This window comes from Clostridioides sp. ES-S-0049-02, from assembly GCF_020658465.1.
In the GTDB taxonomy this organism is placed as follows: Bacteria; Bacillota; Clostridia; order Peptostreptococcales; family Peptostreptococcaceae; genus Clostridioides.
Map to the genome: position 1 here is coordinate 667,980 of NZ_JACVWG010000001.1, position 17,774 is coordinate 685,753.

The 17,774-nt window shown below is 25.7% G+C and carries 14 protein-coding genes; 13 read left to right on the forward strand and 1 reads right to left on the reverse strand.

Annotation, left to right across the window (positions count from 1 at the left end):
• Positions 1-78: 78 nt before the first annotated feature.
• The 10 genes from IC213_RS03005 (at position 79) to IC213_RS03050 (ending at position 13,071) form a co-directional block, all read left to right on the forward strand.
• A complete protein-coding gene (locus tag IC213_RS03005) occupies positions 79-432 on the forward strand; it encodes a hypothetical protein (RefSeq protein WP_227434853.1) in 354 nt (117 codons plus the stop codon).
• A 203-nt stretch (positions 433-635) separates the two neighbouring features.
• A complete protein-coding gene (locus IC213_RS03010; protein ID WP_227862725.1) occupies positions 636-1,457 on the forward strand; it encodes a histidinol-phosphatase HisJ family protein in 822 nt (273 codons plus the stop codon).
• Positions 1,458-1,730: 273 nt separating this feature from the next.
• Positions 1,731-3,614 (forward strand): glycoside hydrolase family 13 protein, encoded by a 1,884-nt coding sequence (locus IC213_RS03015; protein ID WP_227862726.1) that lies wholly within the window; start codon positions 1,731-1,733, stop codon positions 3,612-3,614.
• A gap of 225 nt (positions 3,615-3,839) precedes the next feature.
• Positions 3,840-4,724 (forward strand): hypothetical protein, encoded by an 885-nt coding sequence (locus tag IC213_RS03020; protein WP_227434849.1) that lies wholly within the window; start codon positions 3,840-3,842, stop codon positions 4,722-4,724.
• Between the two features lie 94 nt (positions 4,725-4,818).
• Complete coding sequence (gene pgmB, locus IC213_RS03025) at positions 4,819-5,499, forward strand: beta-phosphoglucomutase (RefSeq protein ID WP_227862727.1); 681 nt, start codon at positions 4,819-4,821, stop codon at positions 5,497-5,499.
• The gene (locus tag IC213_RS03030) at positions 5,496-7,793 is read left to right on the forward strand and encodes a glycoside hydrolase family 65 protein (protein WP_227830629.1); all 2,298 of its coding nucleotides are present in this window, start codon (positions 5,496-5,498) and stop codon (positions 7,791-7,793) included. The genes pgmB and IC213_RS03030 overlap by 4 nt, the downstream gene beginning before the upstream one ends.
• A gap of 217 nt (positions 7,794-8,010) precedes the next feature.
• Positions 8,011-8,904, forward strand: a complete 894-nt coding sequence (locus tag IC213_RS03035) for a glycoside hydrolase family 73 protein (protein ID WP_227434846.1) — start codon at positions 8,011-8,013, stop codon at positions 8,902-8,904.
• A gap of 47 nt (positions 8,905-8,951) precedes the next feature.
• Positions 8,952-11,252: a glycoside hydrolase gene (locus IC213_RS03040; RefSeq protein WP_227862728.1), complete on the forward strand. Its 2,301-nt coding sequence runs from the start codon at positions 8,952-8,954 to the stop codon at positions 11,250-11,252.
• Positions 11,253-11,645: 393 nt separating this feature from the next.
• Entirely contained in the window at positions 11,646-12,374 is a 729-nt protein-coding gene (locus IC213_RS03045; RefSeq protein WP_227862729.1) for an ATP-binding cassette domain-containing protein, read from the forward strand.
• Positions 12,367-13,071 (forward strand): ABC transporter permease, encoded by a 705-nt coding sequence (locus tag IC213_RS03050; protein WP_227482511.1) that lies wholly within the window; start codon positions 12,367-12,369, stop codon positions 13,069-13,071. Before IC213_RS03045 ends, IC213_RS03050 begins: the two co-directional genes overlap by 8 nt.
• Before the next feature lie 156 nt (positions 13,072-13,227).
• On the opposite strand, the gene IC213_RS03055 is transcribed toward IC213_RS03050, so the two are convergent.
• A complete protein-coding gene (locus IC213_RS03055) occupies positions 13,228-14,484 on the reverse strand; it encodes an MFS transporter (protein ID WP_227862730.1) in 1,257 nt (418 codons plus the stop codon).
• A 258-nt stretch (positions 14,485-14,742) separates the two neighbouring features.
• Between IC213_RS03055 and IC213_RS03060 the strand changes: the two genes are divergently transcribed.
• The 3 genes from IC213_RS03060 (at position 14,743) to IC213_RS03070 (ending at position 17,456) form a co-directional block, all read left to right on the forward strand.
• Complete coding sequence (locus IC213_RS03060) at positions 14,743-15,240, forward strand: SPOCS domain-containing protein (RefSeq protein ID WP_227862731.1); 498 nt, start codon at positions 14,743-14,745, stop codon at positions 15,238-15,240.
• Positions 15,241-15,267: 27 nt separating this feature from the next.
• Positions 15,268-16,281, forward strand: coding sequence for a DUF11 domain-containing protein (locus IC213_RS03065; protein ID WP_227862732.1), 1,014 nt, complete (start codon positions 15,268-15,270; stop codon positions 16,279-16,281).
• 632 nt (positions 16,282-16,913) lie between these two features.
• Positions 16,914-17,456 (forward strand): N-acetylmuramoyl-L-alanine amidase, encoded by a 543-nt coding sequence (locus IC213_RS03070; protein WP_227434839.1) that lies wholly within the window; start codon positions 16,914-16,916, stop codon positions 17,454-17,456.
• The last annotated feature ends 318 nt before the right edge of the window (positions 17,457-17,774 follow it).

Sequence of the window (17,774 nt, forward strand, 5' to 3'; positions counted from 1 at the left end):
AAATTATTAATTTAATGGTTATATTTAATGAGTTTCATTAAATAACCAATTCAAAATTACAAATAAGGAAAATTTATTATGAAAAAGAGTAATGTTTTTAGTATTATATTTCCTACAATCATAATGTTATTGGTGTTTTTGACTTTTGCTACAGATATATTCAATATACCAGATATTCATTCTAAAGGGATTTTTGTAATAGGGATGATTTTAATTTTTCCAATTGCCTTTTTAATTCAAGGGATAGTTTGTGTATTGAGTAAAACCAACTGGATTTTATCACTTGTAGTATCTTTAATAACTTATATAATATTAATGTATATGTTTTTAAATGATTCAGCATATATCTATATTTTACTTTATGCCGCTTTTTATATGATTGGATATATAACCACTAAAATTTGTCAAAAAATGCAAATTTTTAAAAGATAAATTAACCAAAATATATTACTAAGGAAGTGTCTGCATTGATTTTTTTAAATCAAAAGATAGACACTTCTTTTATTGTAAAAATAAAATATTTATTTAAGAGGAAGTATTGTAAATAAAATTTAACTATTATCATTTTCTTTTAACAATTGTATACAATAAACCTGTAGTATAATTAAGATAGATAAAATAAAGGGAGGGATAATATGAATTTAATTGATAATCATATTCATACTAATTTTTCAAGTGATGGAAAGGATTCAATAGAAGATACAATAAAAAAAGCTATAAGTATAGGTGTTAGATATTTAACTTTTACAGACCATTTAGAACATGATGAAGGGAAGGGATTTTGTATAGATTATAACAACTATGTCCCAGTGTTTAATACACTAAAAGAAAAGTATAAAAAGGATATAGAATTATTGTTAGGTGTTGAAGTAGGATATAGAAAACATTTAAAAAATGAAATAAAAGATGTAATAAGTTCACATCCTTTTGATTTTATATTGTGTTCAACTCATACAATTGATAACGTACCTGTTCCATCAAAAAAATACTTTGAAGGACTTAGCAAAGAAGATGCGTACTATAAATATTTTAATAGCATACTTGAAACTAATCATGAGTTTAAAGATTATAATATATATGGACATTTAGATTATATATCTAGATATGGGATATATTCAGATAACAGAGTAATATATAATGATTTTAAAGATATTATTGATGAAGTTTTAAAGTCAATAATTAATAATGGAAGTGGAATAGAGTTAAATACATCTGGTTATAGATATGGATTAAATGCCATACATCCAAATGAAGATATCTTAAAAAGATATAGAGAACTTGGTGGTTTTATAGTTACTGTAGGTTCTGACTCTCATAGAGTAGAAGATATCTGCAAAGATTTTGATGTGGCTTACGATATGCTTAAATATCTTGATTTTAAATATGTATCATTATTTAAAGAAAGAGAAACTTATTTTTTAAACATAGAAAAAGTTAAATCTAATAATATAGCATAAAGAACTAATATGGCATATAGAGTCTTTTTAAATAATTTGAAAGTTAGTATAAAAATTAATAGCAGAATATTGTATCCTCTAGGAAAATACTAGAGGTTTTTATTTTGTAAAAAATGATAATAGAGAAGAGTTTAAGTTTAAGAAAAATGATTGTCTCAAATTAGAAAACTATTACTATTATATTTAACTATTATATCTTTTTATTATGATATAATAGTTAAATACATTAACCTATCTTTAAATCATGCAAATTATTAGAAAGAAGGGATAAAGTTGTCTAATAAAAATAAAGAAAATATAACCTTAAGCAATCAAATCACAGAATCAACTCAACAAACTTTAACAAAAGAGGCTATACTACATATACCAATGAGCAACTATGCTTATGGCTATGATAGAGAAACATTACATATAAGAATTAGAACCAAAAAAAATGAGGCAAAAAAAGTGACCTTAAGGATAGGAGACCAATATGTATGGGACAAAGGAGGTGCAGGAGGAGGGAATCTAAATGCATCTGGACTTGGTTGGTCTGGTGGAACAAATATAACAATGAACAAAGAAGTAGAAACAGAATTATTTGATTATTGGATAGCTGAGTGTAAGCCTTTAAATAAACGTTCGAGATATGGATTTATAATAGAAGGTCAAGAAGAAAAAATTTTATTTACAGAGAAAAAGATAATAAAATTAGGAAACGAAAATGATGAAAAAGAGTTATGCGAAATAAGTAATTTTTTTGGATATCCATATTTGAATTATATAGATATACCTAAAGTTCCAGATTGGGTAAAGGAAACTATTTGGTATCAGATATTTCCTGATAGATTTGCAAATGGAAATCCATCTATAAATCCAGAAGGAGTAGATATATGGGGCGCTATTCCAACAAGAGATAATTTTACAGGTGGAGATTTACAAGGTGTAATAGACCACCTAGATTATTTGAGCGATTTAGGGATAAATGGAATTTATTTTTGTCCTATTACAGTTGGAAAAACTAATCATAGATATGATACGATGGACTACATGGAAATAGACCCTACCTTAGGTGATAAATCTACTTTGAAAAAACTAATAGAAGAAGCCCATAAAAGAAATATAAAAATAATGTTGGATGCTGTATTTAATCATATAGGATATTATTCTAAGCAGTGGCAAGATGTAGTTAAAAATAAGAATAATTCGAGATATAAAGATTGGTTTTATATAAAAGATATGAGTAAAGTTGATACTCCAATAGAAGAAATAGATGAAAAAAACATACCTTATGAAACTTTTGGGTGTGAAAAATATATGCCAAAACTTAACACAGAAAATTCAGAAGTAATAGAATATTTATTGCGTGTAGGGAGGTATTGGATACAAGAATTTGATATAGATGCATGGAGATTGGATGTATCAAATGAAGTAGATCATGTTTTCTGGCGAAAATTCAGACAAGAGATTAAAAGAATAAAACCTGAGATATATATATTAGGAGAAATTTGGCATGGAAGTTTACCATGGTTGATGGGAGACCAATTTGACTCAGTTATGAATTATTTAATGTCAGAAGCTATGAAACAATTTTTTTGTACAAATGAGATAAATGCTGAAGAATTTAAATACATGATAAATGATGTAATAGTAAGCTATCCAATGCAAGTTAATGAAGTTATTTTTAATTTACTTGGAAGTCATGATACTACTAGAATATTGAGCTATGCTGATGGAAATGTGGATAAATTTAAACTTGCATATTTGTTTATGTTTATACAATCAGGAGGTCCGTGTATATACTATGGTGATGAAATAGGAATGCAAGGAGAACTAAGTCCAGTATCTGAAGGACAAAGAAAATGTATGGAATGGAATGAAGGAAAGTGGAATAAAGATATACTTGATTTTATGAAGAAGATTATTAGACTTCGTAAATCAAATAGAGAACTTAGAACTGTATCAAATGAATGGATACTAGTAGATAAAGAAAATGGAACAATTATATTAAGGAAAGAATCTATTACAATAATAATAAATAATTCATCCAAAGATTTAACCTTAAGATTACCAGATTATTTGGTAAATAGAAAAGTAAAAGATTTATATGAAGAAAAAATAGTTGATTTAAAGGAAGAAATAACATTAAAAAAATACAAGTTTATTATTTTAAAATAATATAACCATGTGTTTGTTAGATTATACTATAACTTTTTATATTATTTAAACAAAGTATCATTAATTATAATAAGTGAATTCAGTATAATTTTATATACAAATTATTTGCAGTAAAACTTGTTAAGTAAAGTTTTTATTTGAATAAAAATTAATATTGAAATTTTTAATTATTTTGTAGTTAAGTAAAGATGTATAATTACTGAATAAGTAGAGGGAAGAGAAAACATGAATGACTATGAAGAATATATAGTTACAGTAAAATCTAGTATCGTGAATCTAATTTTAGGTTTAATATTTTTATCAATTGGGATTGTATTAATTGTATTTTATGTATATATTAAACAGTATTATATATTATTAATTACTCTTGTACTTACAATGTATGGATTAATTTCAATTCTCAAATATACAAGAAAGTATATTATTTTTGATTTATATAATATTAAAGTTCGTAAATGTATAGGGAGTGAAAAAGAGTATTCATATAATGATATTACTAGAATTTCAATAAATAATAAGAAACAGGAATGTCCAGTTAATATATATGTGGATAATAATAAAATTGCAACTTTTTTTGTATCGGATAAAAGTTATATGTCTGCTATAGCAGAAATGAAGCGAAGAGAGTTGCCATTTGATGATAAAAGTATAGACTATATATCAGATATGCCACTTTGGATTCCAATTCCATCTAGTGAGATTAAAAAATTTTGCAATGAAGCTTCAAGAAAACTTGAAAAACAGGTTAAAGAGGATTTGTGTAAAATAGAAAAGGAGTTTGGAAAAGATATATCCTTTTCTTTTGGTATAGATGTTGAAGAAAAAATATTTGTATGTGTATTTTTAGTATGTATTATGAAGAATGGCAACTATACAAAAGTTATAAAAAAATACAGAGGAAAAAAAGCATGGGCTATGTTTCCTGTATATATAGTGGGTCCACAACTATATAAGAAAGAGATTGAAGATGGCAAATTTATTTGTAATATAAATTATTTAAATGCTTTTTCTGGAAAAATGTGGTCAAATTTTTCTAAAATGATAAAAAAATATGGTGTGCAAGAGAGTGAAATAGAAGTTGATTTTGAATTAAAGAGTGAATTGGATTAAATAGTTCTATAGAGAATATCTTAAATATAAGGTATAGACACAAAATAAATTAATTATTAGTCTAAAAAATCCTTATAGAGAAAGGGGTACAAGAATGCTAGAAGCATTTATATTTGATTTAGATGGAGTGATTACAGACACAGCATATTATCATTATTTAGCTTGGAAAAAACTAGCTGATGACATTGGCATAGATATAGATATAGAATTTAATGAGTCTTTAAAGGGTATAAGTAGAATGGAGTCATTAAATAAAATATTAGAATATGGATATAAAAAAGATTTATTTTCAGAAGAAGAAAAAATGAAAATGGCAGAAGACAAAAATAACTATTATGTATCTTTAATAAACAAAATAACTTCAAATGATATTTTGCCAGGTATAAAAAATTTACTTGATGATATAAAATCTAATGATGTAAAGATAGGGTTGTCTTCTGCAAGCAAGAATGCTACAAATGTATTAAAACATCTAGGCATAAGTGATAAGTTTGATTTTATAGCAGATGCGTCAAAATGTAGGAACACCAAACCATATCCAGATATATTTCTTATGTCAGCAAAGGGACTTGGTGTAAATCCTAAAAATTGTATAGGAATAGAAGATGCAAGTGCAGGTATTGATGCTATAAACTCAGCCAATATGTTTTCTGTTGGAGTTGGAGATTATAAAAATCTAAAAAAAGCAAATTTACTTGTAGATTCAACAAGTCAGTTAAATTTTAAGTATATATTAAGTGAGTATAATAAGTATATAGTTAGGAGCATTATATGAAATGTTTGTTTGATAATATAAATGAGTGGAAAGTTATACAAGACAAGATTGAAATTAAAGAAAATAGATTAGCAGAGTCTATAATGAGTATAGGCAATGGTTATATGGGTATGAGAGGAAACTATGAGGAAAGATATAGTGGAGATAGCCATAGAGGTTCTTATATAGCTGGAGTATGGTTTCCTGATAAAACTCGTGTTGGATGGTGGAAAAATGGATACCCAGAATACTTTGGTAAAATTCCTAACTCAGTTAACTATATAGGGATAAGAATTTTCATAGATGGGGTAGAGTTAGACCTTGAAAAATGTAATGTTGAAAATTTTTATAGAGAATTAGATATGAAAAATGGTATTTTAAAGCGTAAATTTACTGTGAATATTAATGGTAAAAAATTTGAAGCTAATATAACAAGATTTTTAAGCGTATCAGTTAAGGAATTAGCTGTAATAAAGTATGATATAAAGGCTTTGAATTCTAGTGCTAAAATAAAATTTATTCCATACTTAGATTCAAATATAAAAAACGAAGATTCAAATTACGAAGAAGAATTTTGGAATGCAGTTTCTTCAAGTTCCTCAGAATATAGAGGAAATATACTTTCACGTACAAAAGAAAATACATTTAAGACACCCATATTTACAGTAGGTGCAACGATGCATATTAAAACAAGAGGTAAAGTAGATGATATATCTTATTTAAGTACTGATAATTACTGTGAAAATTCAATAACAATGGATGTTTTAGAAAACGAAACTATTGGAATAGAAAAATATGTAACAATAACTTCCACTAGAGATTATAGTGAAAATGAGTTATTAAAGAAATGTGATGATATCTTAAATATAGAAATATCTAAAGAGTATGAAGAAATTTTAAATGAACATACAAAATTGTGGAATAAAAGATGGGAAAGTGCAGATATAAAGATAGAAGGAGATAAGAGTAGTCAACAAGGTATAAGATATAATCTATTTCAATTATTCTCGACTTATTATGGAGAAGATTCAAGATTAAATATAGGGCCAAAAGGTTTTACTGGTGAAAAATATGGAGGTGCTACTTATTGGGATACAGAAGCATATTGTCTTCCAGTCTATTTAGGTGTAGCAGATAAGAGTGTAGCAAGAAATCTTTTAGTATATAGATACAATCAGCTAAAGCAAGCAAAAGATAATGCCAAAAAACTTGGACTTAAGGGAGCACTATATCCAATGGTTACTTTCGATGGAGTGGAATGTCATAATGAATGGGAGATAACATTTGAAGAGATTCATCGCAATGGAAGTATAGTATATGCAATATATAATTATACAAATTATACAGGTGATTTTGGATATATAAAAGAAAAGGGCATAGATGTAATAGTAGAAGTAGCTAGATTTTGGGCTAGTAGAGTACATTTATCTACAAGAAAAGATTTATATATGATACATGGAGTTACAGGTCCAAATGAATATGAGAACAATATCAATAATAATTGGTATACTAATTATATAGCTAAGTGGTGCTTAGAATATGCTGTAGAAAATGTCTTAAAGTTAAAAAAAGAGTACAGCGAATGTGTTGAAAGAAATAATGTAAGTTTAGAGGAAATTGAAATTTGGAGAATAATATCAAATAAAATGTATTTGCCATATGATGAAGACTTACAAATAATAGTTCAAAATGATAATTTTTTAGATAAGGAATTTATAGAGGTAAAGGATTTGCCAAAAGAGAATCTTCCTCTTAATCAAAAATGGTCTTGGGATAAGATTCTTAGGTCATGTTTTATAAAACAAGCAGATGTGTTGCAAGGAATTTATTATTTTGGAAACAGGTTTACTAAAGAAGAGAAAAAGAGAAACTTTGATTTTTATGAAAAATATACTGTACATGAGTCTTCTTTATCTTCTAGTGTTTATTCTATTATTGCTTCTGAAGTAGATGACTTAAAAAAAGCTTATGAATTATACTCAAGAACAGCTAGGCTTGATTTAGATAATTATAATAATGATACTAATGATGGTCTTCATATAACTTCAATGTCTGGCTCATGGCTTTCTATTATACATGGATTTGCAGGGATGAGAACATGGAATGAAACACTATCTTTTGAGCCTAAGTTACCTCAAGAATGGAATAATTATTCTTTCAATATAAATTATAGAGATAATAATATCCATGTTGATGTATATAGTAATTTAATTAAGATAGAAAATTTAAAGGGAAAACCAATAAAAATTATTGTATATGGAGAAGAGTATGTATTAGAAAAATCTATAGAAATTAATAGAAGTAAATTGAAATAATGTCTTAGTGTATAAATAGTTAAAATAAATTTATCTAATTTTAAATTTATTTTAACTATTTTTTATTTAATGCAAACCTATATATTATAACAATAATCGTGCTTTAAATTAAATATATTACATAAATCTTCATAAAATCTTCATAATTTCGTAAAGAATATGTAACAAAAGTAGGGTATATTGTATTCTGTAGAGAATATAAGGGAGGAAATAATTTATGAAGAATAAGAAGTTCATTATAGCAATACTGATAATAATAGTTGGAATAGGTGTGTTAGTAAAAGAATATTCAATTAAAGAGATAAATAAGGCTGATATAGATGTTAGTAAGTATATAGAATATGCTGATTTAGCAAGTGAAAATAATGCACAAGTTAATTGGAAGTATGTGGCTTCTATCATTGCTGTATTAAATAAAAATAAGTTAGAAAAAGTTAATGATTCACAAATAAAAGAAGTATCAGATTTATTTGTTAAAGATTTTTCTAAAAATAATAAAGTAGAAAATTTAAGTAGTGTTTTAGATGAGTTGAAATTTAATAATAAACAAAAAAGATTGGTTAATGATTATATAGAGGACCTTAAAGATTATGGAATAAAGCCAGAAAGATTAAAATCTGATACACAATATATGAAATTTATTAATGAGATTGAAACATCTGCTATACAAAACTATAAAAATTATAAAATATTGCCATCTATAACCATTGCACAAGCAATAATTGAGTCTAGTTGGGGTAAATCAAGTTTAGCAAAAGAGTATAATAACTTATTTGGTATAAAGGCTGATGCCTATTGGAAAGGAAAATCAGTTACTTTAGAAACAAAAGAACATTTAGATACAATTATAGATGATAAATTTAGAATATATGATGATAAAAGTGAATCTATAAAAGACCATGCAGAATTTTTAGCTACAAATAAAAGATATAAAGCCAATGGTGTATTTGATGCAAAAACATATATCTATCAAGCTAAAGCATTAGAAAAAGCAGGTTATAGCACTGCAAAAGATGAAAGTGGAAGTAACATATATGCAGAACGTCTAATAGAATTAATTCAACAATATAATCTTCAATTAATAGATAGTGAAATTCAAAGTAAATTGTAACTTTGGTGTAACATAAGGGTGATATATTTATCGAGGAGGTGGATTTTATGAAAAAAATATTCTCGGTATTTACAAGTTGTATGATTATTGCAACTACTATCACTGGATGTAGTAGTAGTGAGGTTATTAATGACACATCATCTATGTATAATGTCAAAAATCTGGACTTTAATTTTGAAGTAAAACCAGAAACTTTTGAGGTATCAGTAGAATCTAATGGTTTAAAGGAAAAGATATCTGAACCATTAAAAGAAAGGAAAGTATCAAATTTTAAAAAGACGAAGACAGAGACATCATGGACATATCCTGATGAAGATATAGACATAAATATAAAAAAAGAGGAAAGCTATTTAGATGTAGATATTAAATCTAATTCAGAAAAAGAAGCTAGTTTTAATTGGCCAAGAATTGAAGGCGAAAGTTATGTGTTACCACTTTATGAAGGTAAATTTATACCAAGTGATGATAAATACTGGAAAGAGCATTTAAATGAATCAGCTTACAATGTCATAGAATCCTTTTCAATGCAATTTTTTGCAGTAAATAAGACAAAGTATTCTGTGCTTTATATTATTGAAAATGAATTTAATAATGAGATTAAATTTAATTCTAAAGATAAAATTAATTTTACATTTACACATGAATATCCAAGTATAAATAAAAATAAAGAGTATGGATTTAAAGTATATTTGACTGATAAAAATATTACAGATGTAGCAAAAACCTATAAAAATTATATAGTTGATAAAGGTGAGTTTAAAACATTAGAAGAAAAATCTAAGGATAATAAAAACATTGAAAAGCTTTATGGAGCTCCTCAGATTTATTTTGCAGACAAATCTATAATAACAGTAGGTGATATTAAATGGGACAAATTAAAGGAAAATTTATCAGATGATTTAATTAATTGGATGAAAGAACTCCTAAGTAAAAAACCTGATAATAGTGAATTTATAACTGTACTTAATCAAATAAAAACCCAAGATTATATAGATAAATATCAAAAAAATCAAATAGTTCAAGCCTTTAATCAAGTTATGCAACTAAATACTTTTTATAATAGTAAGGTTTTTGATAGTAATGATAAAGAAATAAAAAAAGTACTAGATAAAGGAATATCTAAATTAAATAGAGTAGAACTTATAGAGTTTAACAAAAAGTTATTAAAGTCAAAATTAGGGAATAGTGTGAATAAAATTGATACATGGGCAAGATATAATACAATTGATGTAATTAATGATATGAATAAATCTGGTATTGATAATGCTTGGATAGGGTTTGATGATATGGAAGAAGGTTATGTATCACCAGAAATAGTCAAAAGAGCTAATGATTTAGGTTATCTTGTAGGACCATACGATTCATATCATTCTATACACAAGCCAGGGGAAGAAAAATGGAGTACAGCATCATTTAAAGATAAGTCACTATATGAAAATGCTACTATAGAAAATAAAAAAGGTGAAAAAGAATCTGGATTTCAAGGAGAAGGAAGACAACTAAATCCTACATTATCTTTACCAAGTGTAAAAGAGAGAGTAAAAAGTATATTGAATGAGGGGTATGAATTTAATTCTTGGTTTATAGACTGTGATGCTACAGGAGAAATTTTTGATGATTATTCTCCAAATCATATAACAACACAGTCACAAGATTTAAAAGCTAGACTTGAAAGAATGTCATATATAAGAGATAATGCAAATATGGTTATAGGTTCAGAAGGAGGAAATGACTTTGCAAGTAGCACTATAGCATTTGCACATGGGCTTGAAACACCAGCGTTTGCTTGGGTAGATAAAGATATGAGTAAGAACAAAGAAAGTGAATATTATGTTGGTAGATACTATTCTCCAACAGGAGGAGTGCCAGAAGTCTTTTCAAAGCAGATACCTGTAAAAGAAAAATATAAAAAAATATTTATAGACCCAACTTATTCTTTACCTTTATTTAGATTAGTTTATAATGATTCTGTTGTATCTTCTCATCAATGGCTATGGGGAACTTTCAAAATTAAGGATGAAGTTGGAAGTAGAATGATGAAAGAAGTATTATATAATACACCACCTATGTATTATATAGATAGAACTGAATGGGAAAAACATAAAGGTGAAATAATTTCTCATGATAAAGTATGGTCAGAGTTCAATAAAAAGGCTATTAAAAGAGAAATGACAGACTTTAAGTTTATTTCTGATGATAGATTAGTTCAAATGACTAAATATGGAGATGATTTAAAAGTAGTAGCTAATTTCTCTGAAAAAGATGTTAAATATGAAAATGAAATTGTAAAATCAAATTCTTTGGTAATATATGATAATAATAAGAAAATTATGTATAAACCAGAATAATAGATTTAATGAAAATAAATTCTATCAAACTCACATATAAAATAATATTTAATTAAACTATACAAAATGGTGACTATAATTAATTTTAATAATTAAGATAGTCACTATTTTTATATCATTTTTAATATTGAAAGCTTTACTTCAGTAATATTAAATATCCTAATTATTCTAATATATGTCATACTTATTGTGCCTCTTAATAAATATAAGTTTTATTTTTATTTTAGACAATATATTGACTTTTTGTATTTGAAATAGTATCCTTAGATAAGACACTATATTGTCTAATTGAAGTAATATTATTTTATGAATTATGAATGAAGCAAATTTGAAAGATTTAATAAACACTAAAAATAAATACTGGTTCATAGAGAAAGGAAAATATTAAAGAAAATGAATACAATCATTAAAGTTCAAGATTTGGTAAAAGTATTTGATAATCAAGAGCTCATAAAACATTGCAATATAAATGTAGAGAAAGGAAGTATTTATGGATTTTTAGGTGCAAATGGAGCTGGAAAAACTACAGTACTAAAATTGATAGCAGGTTTATTAAAACCAACCACTGGGAATATAATGATTTCTGATATGAATATATCAGAAAATCGTAATAATATTTTAAGAAAAATTGGATGTATTATAGAAACACCAATTTTTTATGAACATTTATCAGCTGAGGAAAATTTAAAGATACATAATGCTTACATGAATTTTTATGATGCAGATATAAATGCTGTTTTGCAAAAAGTAGGACTCGAAAATACTGGAAAGATACAGGTATGTAAGTTTTCTTTGGGTATGAAGCAAAGGTTGGGGATTGCTCGTGCAATGATACATAATCCAGATATTCTTTTACTTGATGAACCTATCAATGGTCTTGACCCTATGGGAATAAAACAAATGCGTGATTTATTCAGAACACTTGCAAAAGAATATGATATGACACTTATTATTTCAAGTCATATATTAAGTGAAATAGAGTATATAGCTGATACAATAGGCATTATTTCGAATGGAAGTATTTTAAAAGAAATTCCTATGTCTACAGTAAAACAAGAATTTCCTAATGGCTTGGAAGAGTATTTTTTTGAAATAATGAATGGAGGAAACAACTGTGTATAAACTTATAAAATTAGAACTAAAAAAAAATAATATTCGCCCTTATCTTCATGCCATGGGTATCATTACCTTATGTGTATTAGGATTTTTGTATACATTTGCTATGATTGCTTATACAGGGGGGGATACAGATTCTGCTGAGTTTTCTAATTACCATAATATTTGGGTAATCACTAACGTTCTACAAATGTCAGCTTATGCCATTTTATCAGCTGTATTGTTTTCCACATTTGTTATAAAAGAATATTCTGGAAAAAATGCAATTTTGATTTTTACTTATCCAATAAATAGAAAGACTTTATTGAACTCAAAGATTGTATTGATAGCTACATTATGTTTGAGTTTTATGTTGCTTGGGACGATTATTTCCCTCCTTATATTTATGGTTACAGAAGCTTTTTTTCCTATGATTTCTGATAATTTTACTCTTGGATTGTTTTTTAAGATTATTATTGAAACAATTTTGTGTGCTGTATTCTCTTTATTTATAGGTGTAATTTCTGCTAGCATTGGATTTCGAAAATATTCCATTCAAACAACGATTATAGTCTCTGTTATTCTTGCCTCCTGCACTGCTAACATTATAACAACTATGATTCACACATATATTCCTTTTATTATTGTATGGATAGTAGCAGCAGTATTAGCTGGACTTTCGTATTTATGGCTTATCTCAAAAGTTGAAGACATAGAAGTATAATTGTATACTTAATAAAGGTAGTTCTAATGAATAAAGCAACAGATAATAATGCGTCATACTTTATTTATCTGTTGCTTTTTAACATTTTGTGGATGATTAAAGTATGTTTTCCAATCGGTTTGTACATTTAAAAAGAATTTTTAATTATTTTATACTTTATGCTTTTGATTCATTCTTATATAGATACTTAGCAAGAATTGAAATTAATAGCATAATTATGAACATACATACTATAGGTATATAGACTGTGGAACTGAAAATTTCAAATAATTTTCCATGCATAATTTGACCAACTGGAGCAACACACTGTGATACAGCGGTAATAGTAGCCATTACTTTACCCAATAATTCATTAGGAGTTTGTTTTTGAACAATAGTTAAAACGAATATAGTAATAATTGTTATAGACATGGCTATAGGTATAACACAAATAAATAACAATATAAAAGATGGATAATATCCTAGTCTAAGCATTAAAGGTGAAATAGAAATAGCCATTGGTATCATCAGAATACTAATTAACATTAACCAGCGATACAGTGTATTCATTTTCATTTTTTTAGCAAACAGACCTATTGAAAGTGCACCTAAAACACTACTAAATTCAATAATTCCTATCCCTATGCCATACATATTATTACTACTATGCATTGTTATACGTAAAATATATTGTATTCCTACAAGTAAGAATGGAGTCAAAAATAAATTTAAAGAAGCAGCTAGAATCATGGCTTTACTAATATAAGATTGTTTTATAACATAAGAAAATCCTTCTTTCATATCACTGACTATTGTTGATACTATGCTTCCATTAACTTTTCTTTTATTAAAAGGTATATGAATAAACATTTCCATTACTGCGGATAGAAAAAATGCAATACAACTTACAATAAGAAGCATCTTAATTCCAATAAGGCCATATAACAAACCTCCAAGTACAGGAGCAAACATACTTGAAAGAGAGCTTATTCCGTTTACAATTCCATTTGCTTGTTCTAAATCTTTTTCATTTGCTATTAAAGGTATGCTTGCTTGCACAGTAGGTTGATACATAGAACTAATAATTGATAATAGTACCATAATAACCCCAATTAATACAATAGAATTATTTAAAGTAGAAAGAAGACAAATAAAAGTAAAAATAATAACTGAACTAATAAAATCAAATATAACCATTAAATTTTTACGATTAAATCTATCAGCTATTGCACCACCAATTGGAGAAAATAAAAGAGGTATGCTTGATATTGCGTATAAAGTTGCAAATATGTCTGCACGTCCTGTCATATCTAAAATATAAGTGGAAAGTCCAAATCTTAACAACGATGAACCAAGTATAGAGACAATTTGACCAAGTACTATTAAATTAAAATTCTTATTAAAACAACTATTCATTTTATTTAAATCTTGCATTTCTAGAACACCTCACTTTTTAAGACTGACCGTCGGTCTAGAAAAATTATAATCAATCACAAATAAAAAGTCAATAGAAATATTTAATTTATAATTTTAAAATTATATTTTTATTTTAAATAAAAGGTATGATATCTATCAAAAATATATCATATCTTATAAATAGCGATATTTCTTTCATACAAAATTAAAAATGGTAATTTGAAATAGTTATAATGAATAGTATTAATATATAGATATAGGGAGATTGATGAAATCATGCATGAAAAAGATAAGGTTATATATAATCTGGAAGAATGTGAGAGTCTAGAAAATACACTTTACTTTTCTCAATTTAATACATATAAAAATTTTAAGCTAGTTTCTAAAAAATCTGGAGTAAATTTATTAGATACATCTGTTTGTGGCATGAATATCCACGATATAAAATTGATTGATACAATAGAATGTATGTCGTTAGAGGATGAGCAGATGACTGGTAAAAAGTTAATTTTAGTTGGCGATATAAATACTAACATAAGGTTAGAAAATATAAATAATGCTAAAAGAAGTAAGAATTTTACAAAGAAAAATATACTTGAATTAAAAATACCTTTTAGTACATTTATACAAATGCCTAGAGGAATAAAAAATAACGATAAAATTAATTTAAAGTATATTATACAAGATATAACATCATCCATTTTAGATGACAATAATTTATTTATAAGTGTAACTACAATTATAAGTTATGACAATAATTTTAAAATAAGATAATATTTAAATTATAGAAAGGTGGGTGCAATGAGAGGTATCAATGAATATGGGGGAGATTTTAGTTATAAGCTATTATCTAGAAGCCCTATAATAACAAAAACTACTTTTAGTAATATTGTTTCAAATGATATGAGTGGAAATATTTTAGAGGTAGAAAAATATGTTGATAAAGAATGTGCATCTGTATTTGATACTTTAACATATACTATTGTTGTTACAAATATGAGTAATCGCAAAACTGGGAATATATTTTTTAAAGATTATATTTCTAAGTACATAAAATTTATAAATAATACTGTAGAAGTTAATGGTATCAGAAAGGGTGGATTAAATCCACAACAAGGTTTTTACATAGGTAAAATAAATGGAAATTGTAAAAAAATAATATCTTTTAAAAGCATAGTATTAGCAAATTCAGCATGTAGGGTTATAGAAAACCACGCTAATATATATTATTATTATAAGTATGATATGGAAAAATTTCCAATGAAAATATCAATAGAAAGTAATCGTGTTTATACAAGTATTAAAAAAGCTGTATTTAAACAATTAAATATAAGCAATACTTTAAAAGCACCTAAAAATCTAAAAGATATATTAAAAGTGAATACAAATAGCAAAATACTTAGTATAAAACTTATAAAAAATCCTATAAATAAAGACAAAAATCTAAAACTATGCAATTTAATAATTGTTGGAAGTATAGAGTTTGAAATTAACTATAGTTGTAGAAATTATAGTAGATTTAAATCAGTAAATAAATTAGATAATAGTTATAACATTCAAGAAGATAAGGACTATAGAAGTAATATAAAAATGGCTAATGAAAATATAGAAAATTACAAAAATCAAATTAATATTACTCCTAGCAAAGTTAAAAAAGTTACTAAAACCTTTGGTTTCTCTTGCTTTATTTGTTCACCTGTTGGAATAGTTTATGAAGATGTAAAAAGTATAAATATAAAAACTGAACATATATCAATAAATGAACTGAATAATGGTGAATTATTCATAAATACATCGCTTTTATTATACTATTAATTGGTTGTACATAAAATTTAAAATTACTAAAACAATTATATGGTTTAATGTATACAAATATTATTATAGATTAGATATAAGGTGATAATTATTGTTAAAATAGCATCAATTATAAAAAATCAGTTAATCAAGTATTTATGACTTATAAATTGATTATAAAGCCTTAACAATAAGCTATTATCAAATAATCTATTCTAATATTATAATTACAAGTATATAGTTTAAGAATAAAAGTGTTAGCAAAGTTAGAGATAAGAAATTTATGATTCTTGAGGAAATTTTAGCTTGCAATATATCTGTAATAAATATAGAAATATAAATTTAATAACCACAGTATTCTTAGGAATACACCAAATAATTCAATGTTTGTAACATATACTGTTAGATAATGTGTTGAACTATAATACTTATACTAGATTTACAGTAGTTATTATGAAGTAGAGTTAAATAATAATTGTAATAAATAAAATTAAGCATCTAGATTTATGCTAAAATAAGACAAATATGTTAAAAAAATGATAAGTTATGAGAACTTTTGCCATCTTCAATTAATATATTATTACTAGTAATAGCTTTAAAATCATATTACTATTATACAAATTTTAGCTTTAAAAGAAGGTGACAAAAAGTAAATGAAAATATGCATAACAGTAGGTCATAGTATACTAAAAGGTGGAAAAAGTACAGGTGTAAATGCAATAGTTGATGAGTATAGTTATAATAAAAAATTAGCTCCTATGTTAGCAGAGATGCTCATAAGTCAAGGTAATACAGTAGATGTAATAATTTGTCCAGAAAGACATTTTGTAGCAGAAAAAGAAGAGTTTTTTTATAGAGTTCCAAAAGTAAATAGTGGCAAATATGATTTACTAGTAGAGCTACATTTAAATAAAAGTGATGGAAAAAGCTTTGGTGCAGAAGTACTTTATTATGGTAATGAAGGATTAGAATATGCTAAAAGAGTATCTAATAAACTTGGAGAATTATTTGAAAATAGAGGAGCTAAAAAAAGAGAAAATTTATATATCTTGAGAAACACGAATCCAGTTGCAATACAAATTGAAAGTTTTTTCTGTGATAATGTGGATGATTGCAATAAAGCCAATGAAGCAGGTTATGACTATATAGCACGATTAATTACAGAAGGTATTTTGAATAAAGATATAGGTATGTGAGATTATGGTAATTTAGGTATTGATTAATACCTTTTAATCTTAGATATAAATTGAAAAATTGTCTAGGAATATAAATTAAACCTAAGAAGTATACTAATTCAGTTTATTTAAATCAATTTAATTATCTAAAAAAAATACCCCTTGAAAATATTGACTTATCAATGTTAATAAGAGGTATTTTTTTAGATTTTATTTTGATTTAAGGACTAGTTCATAATTTTTTCTGCTAAAATCTATATATATATAATGATAAAAAGTATAAAAATATCGGTGTCTTACATTATAATAATATAATGGAGAAAAATATAATTGATAAGA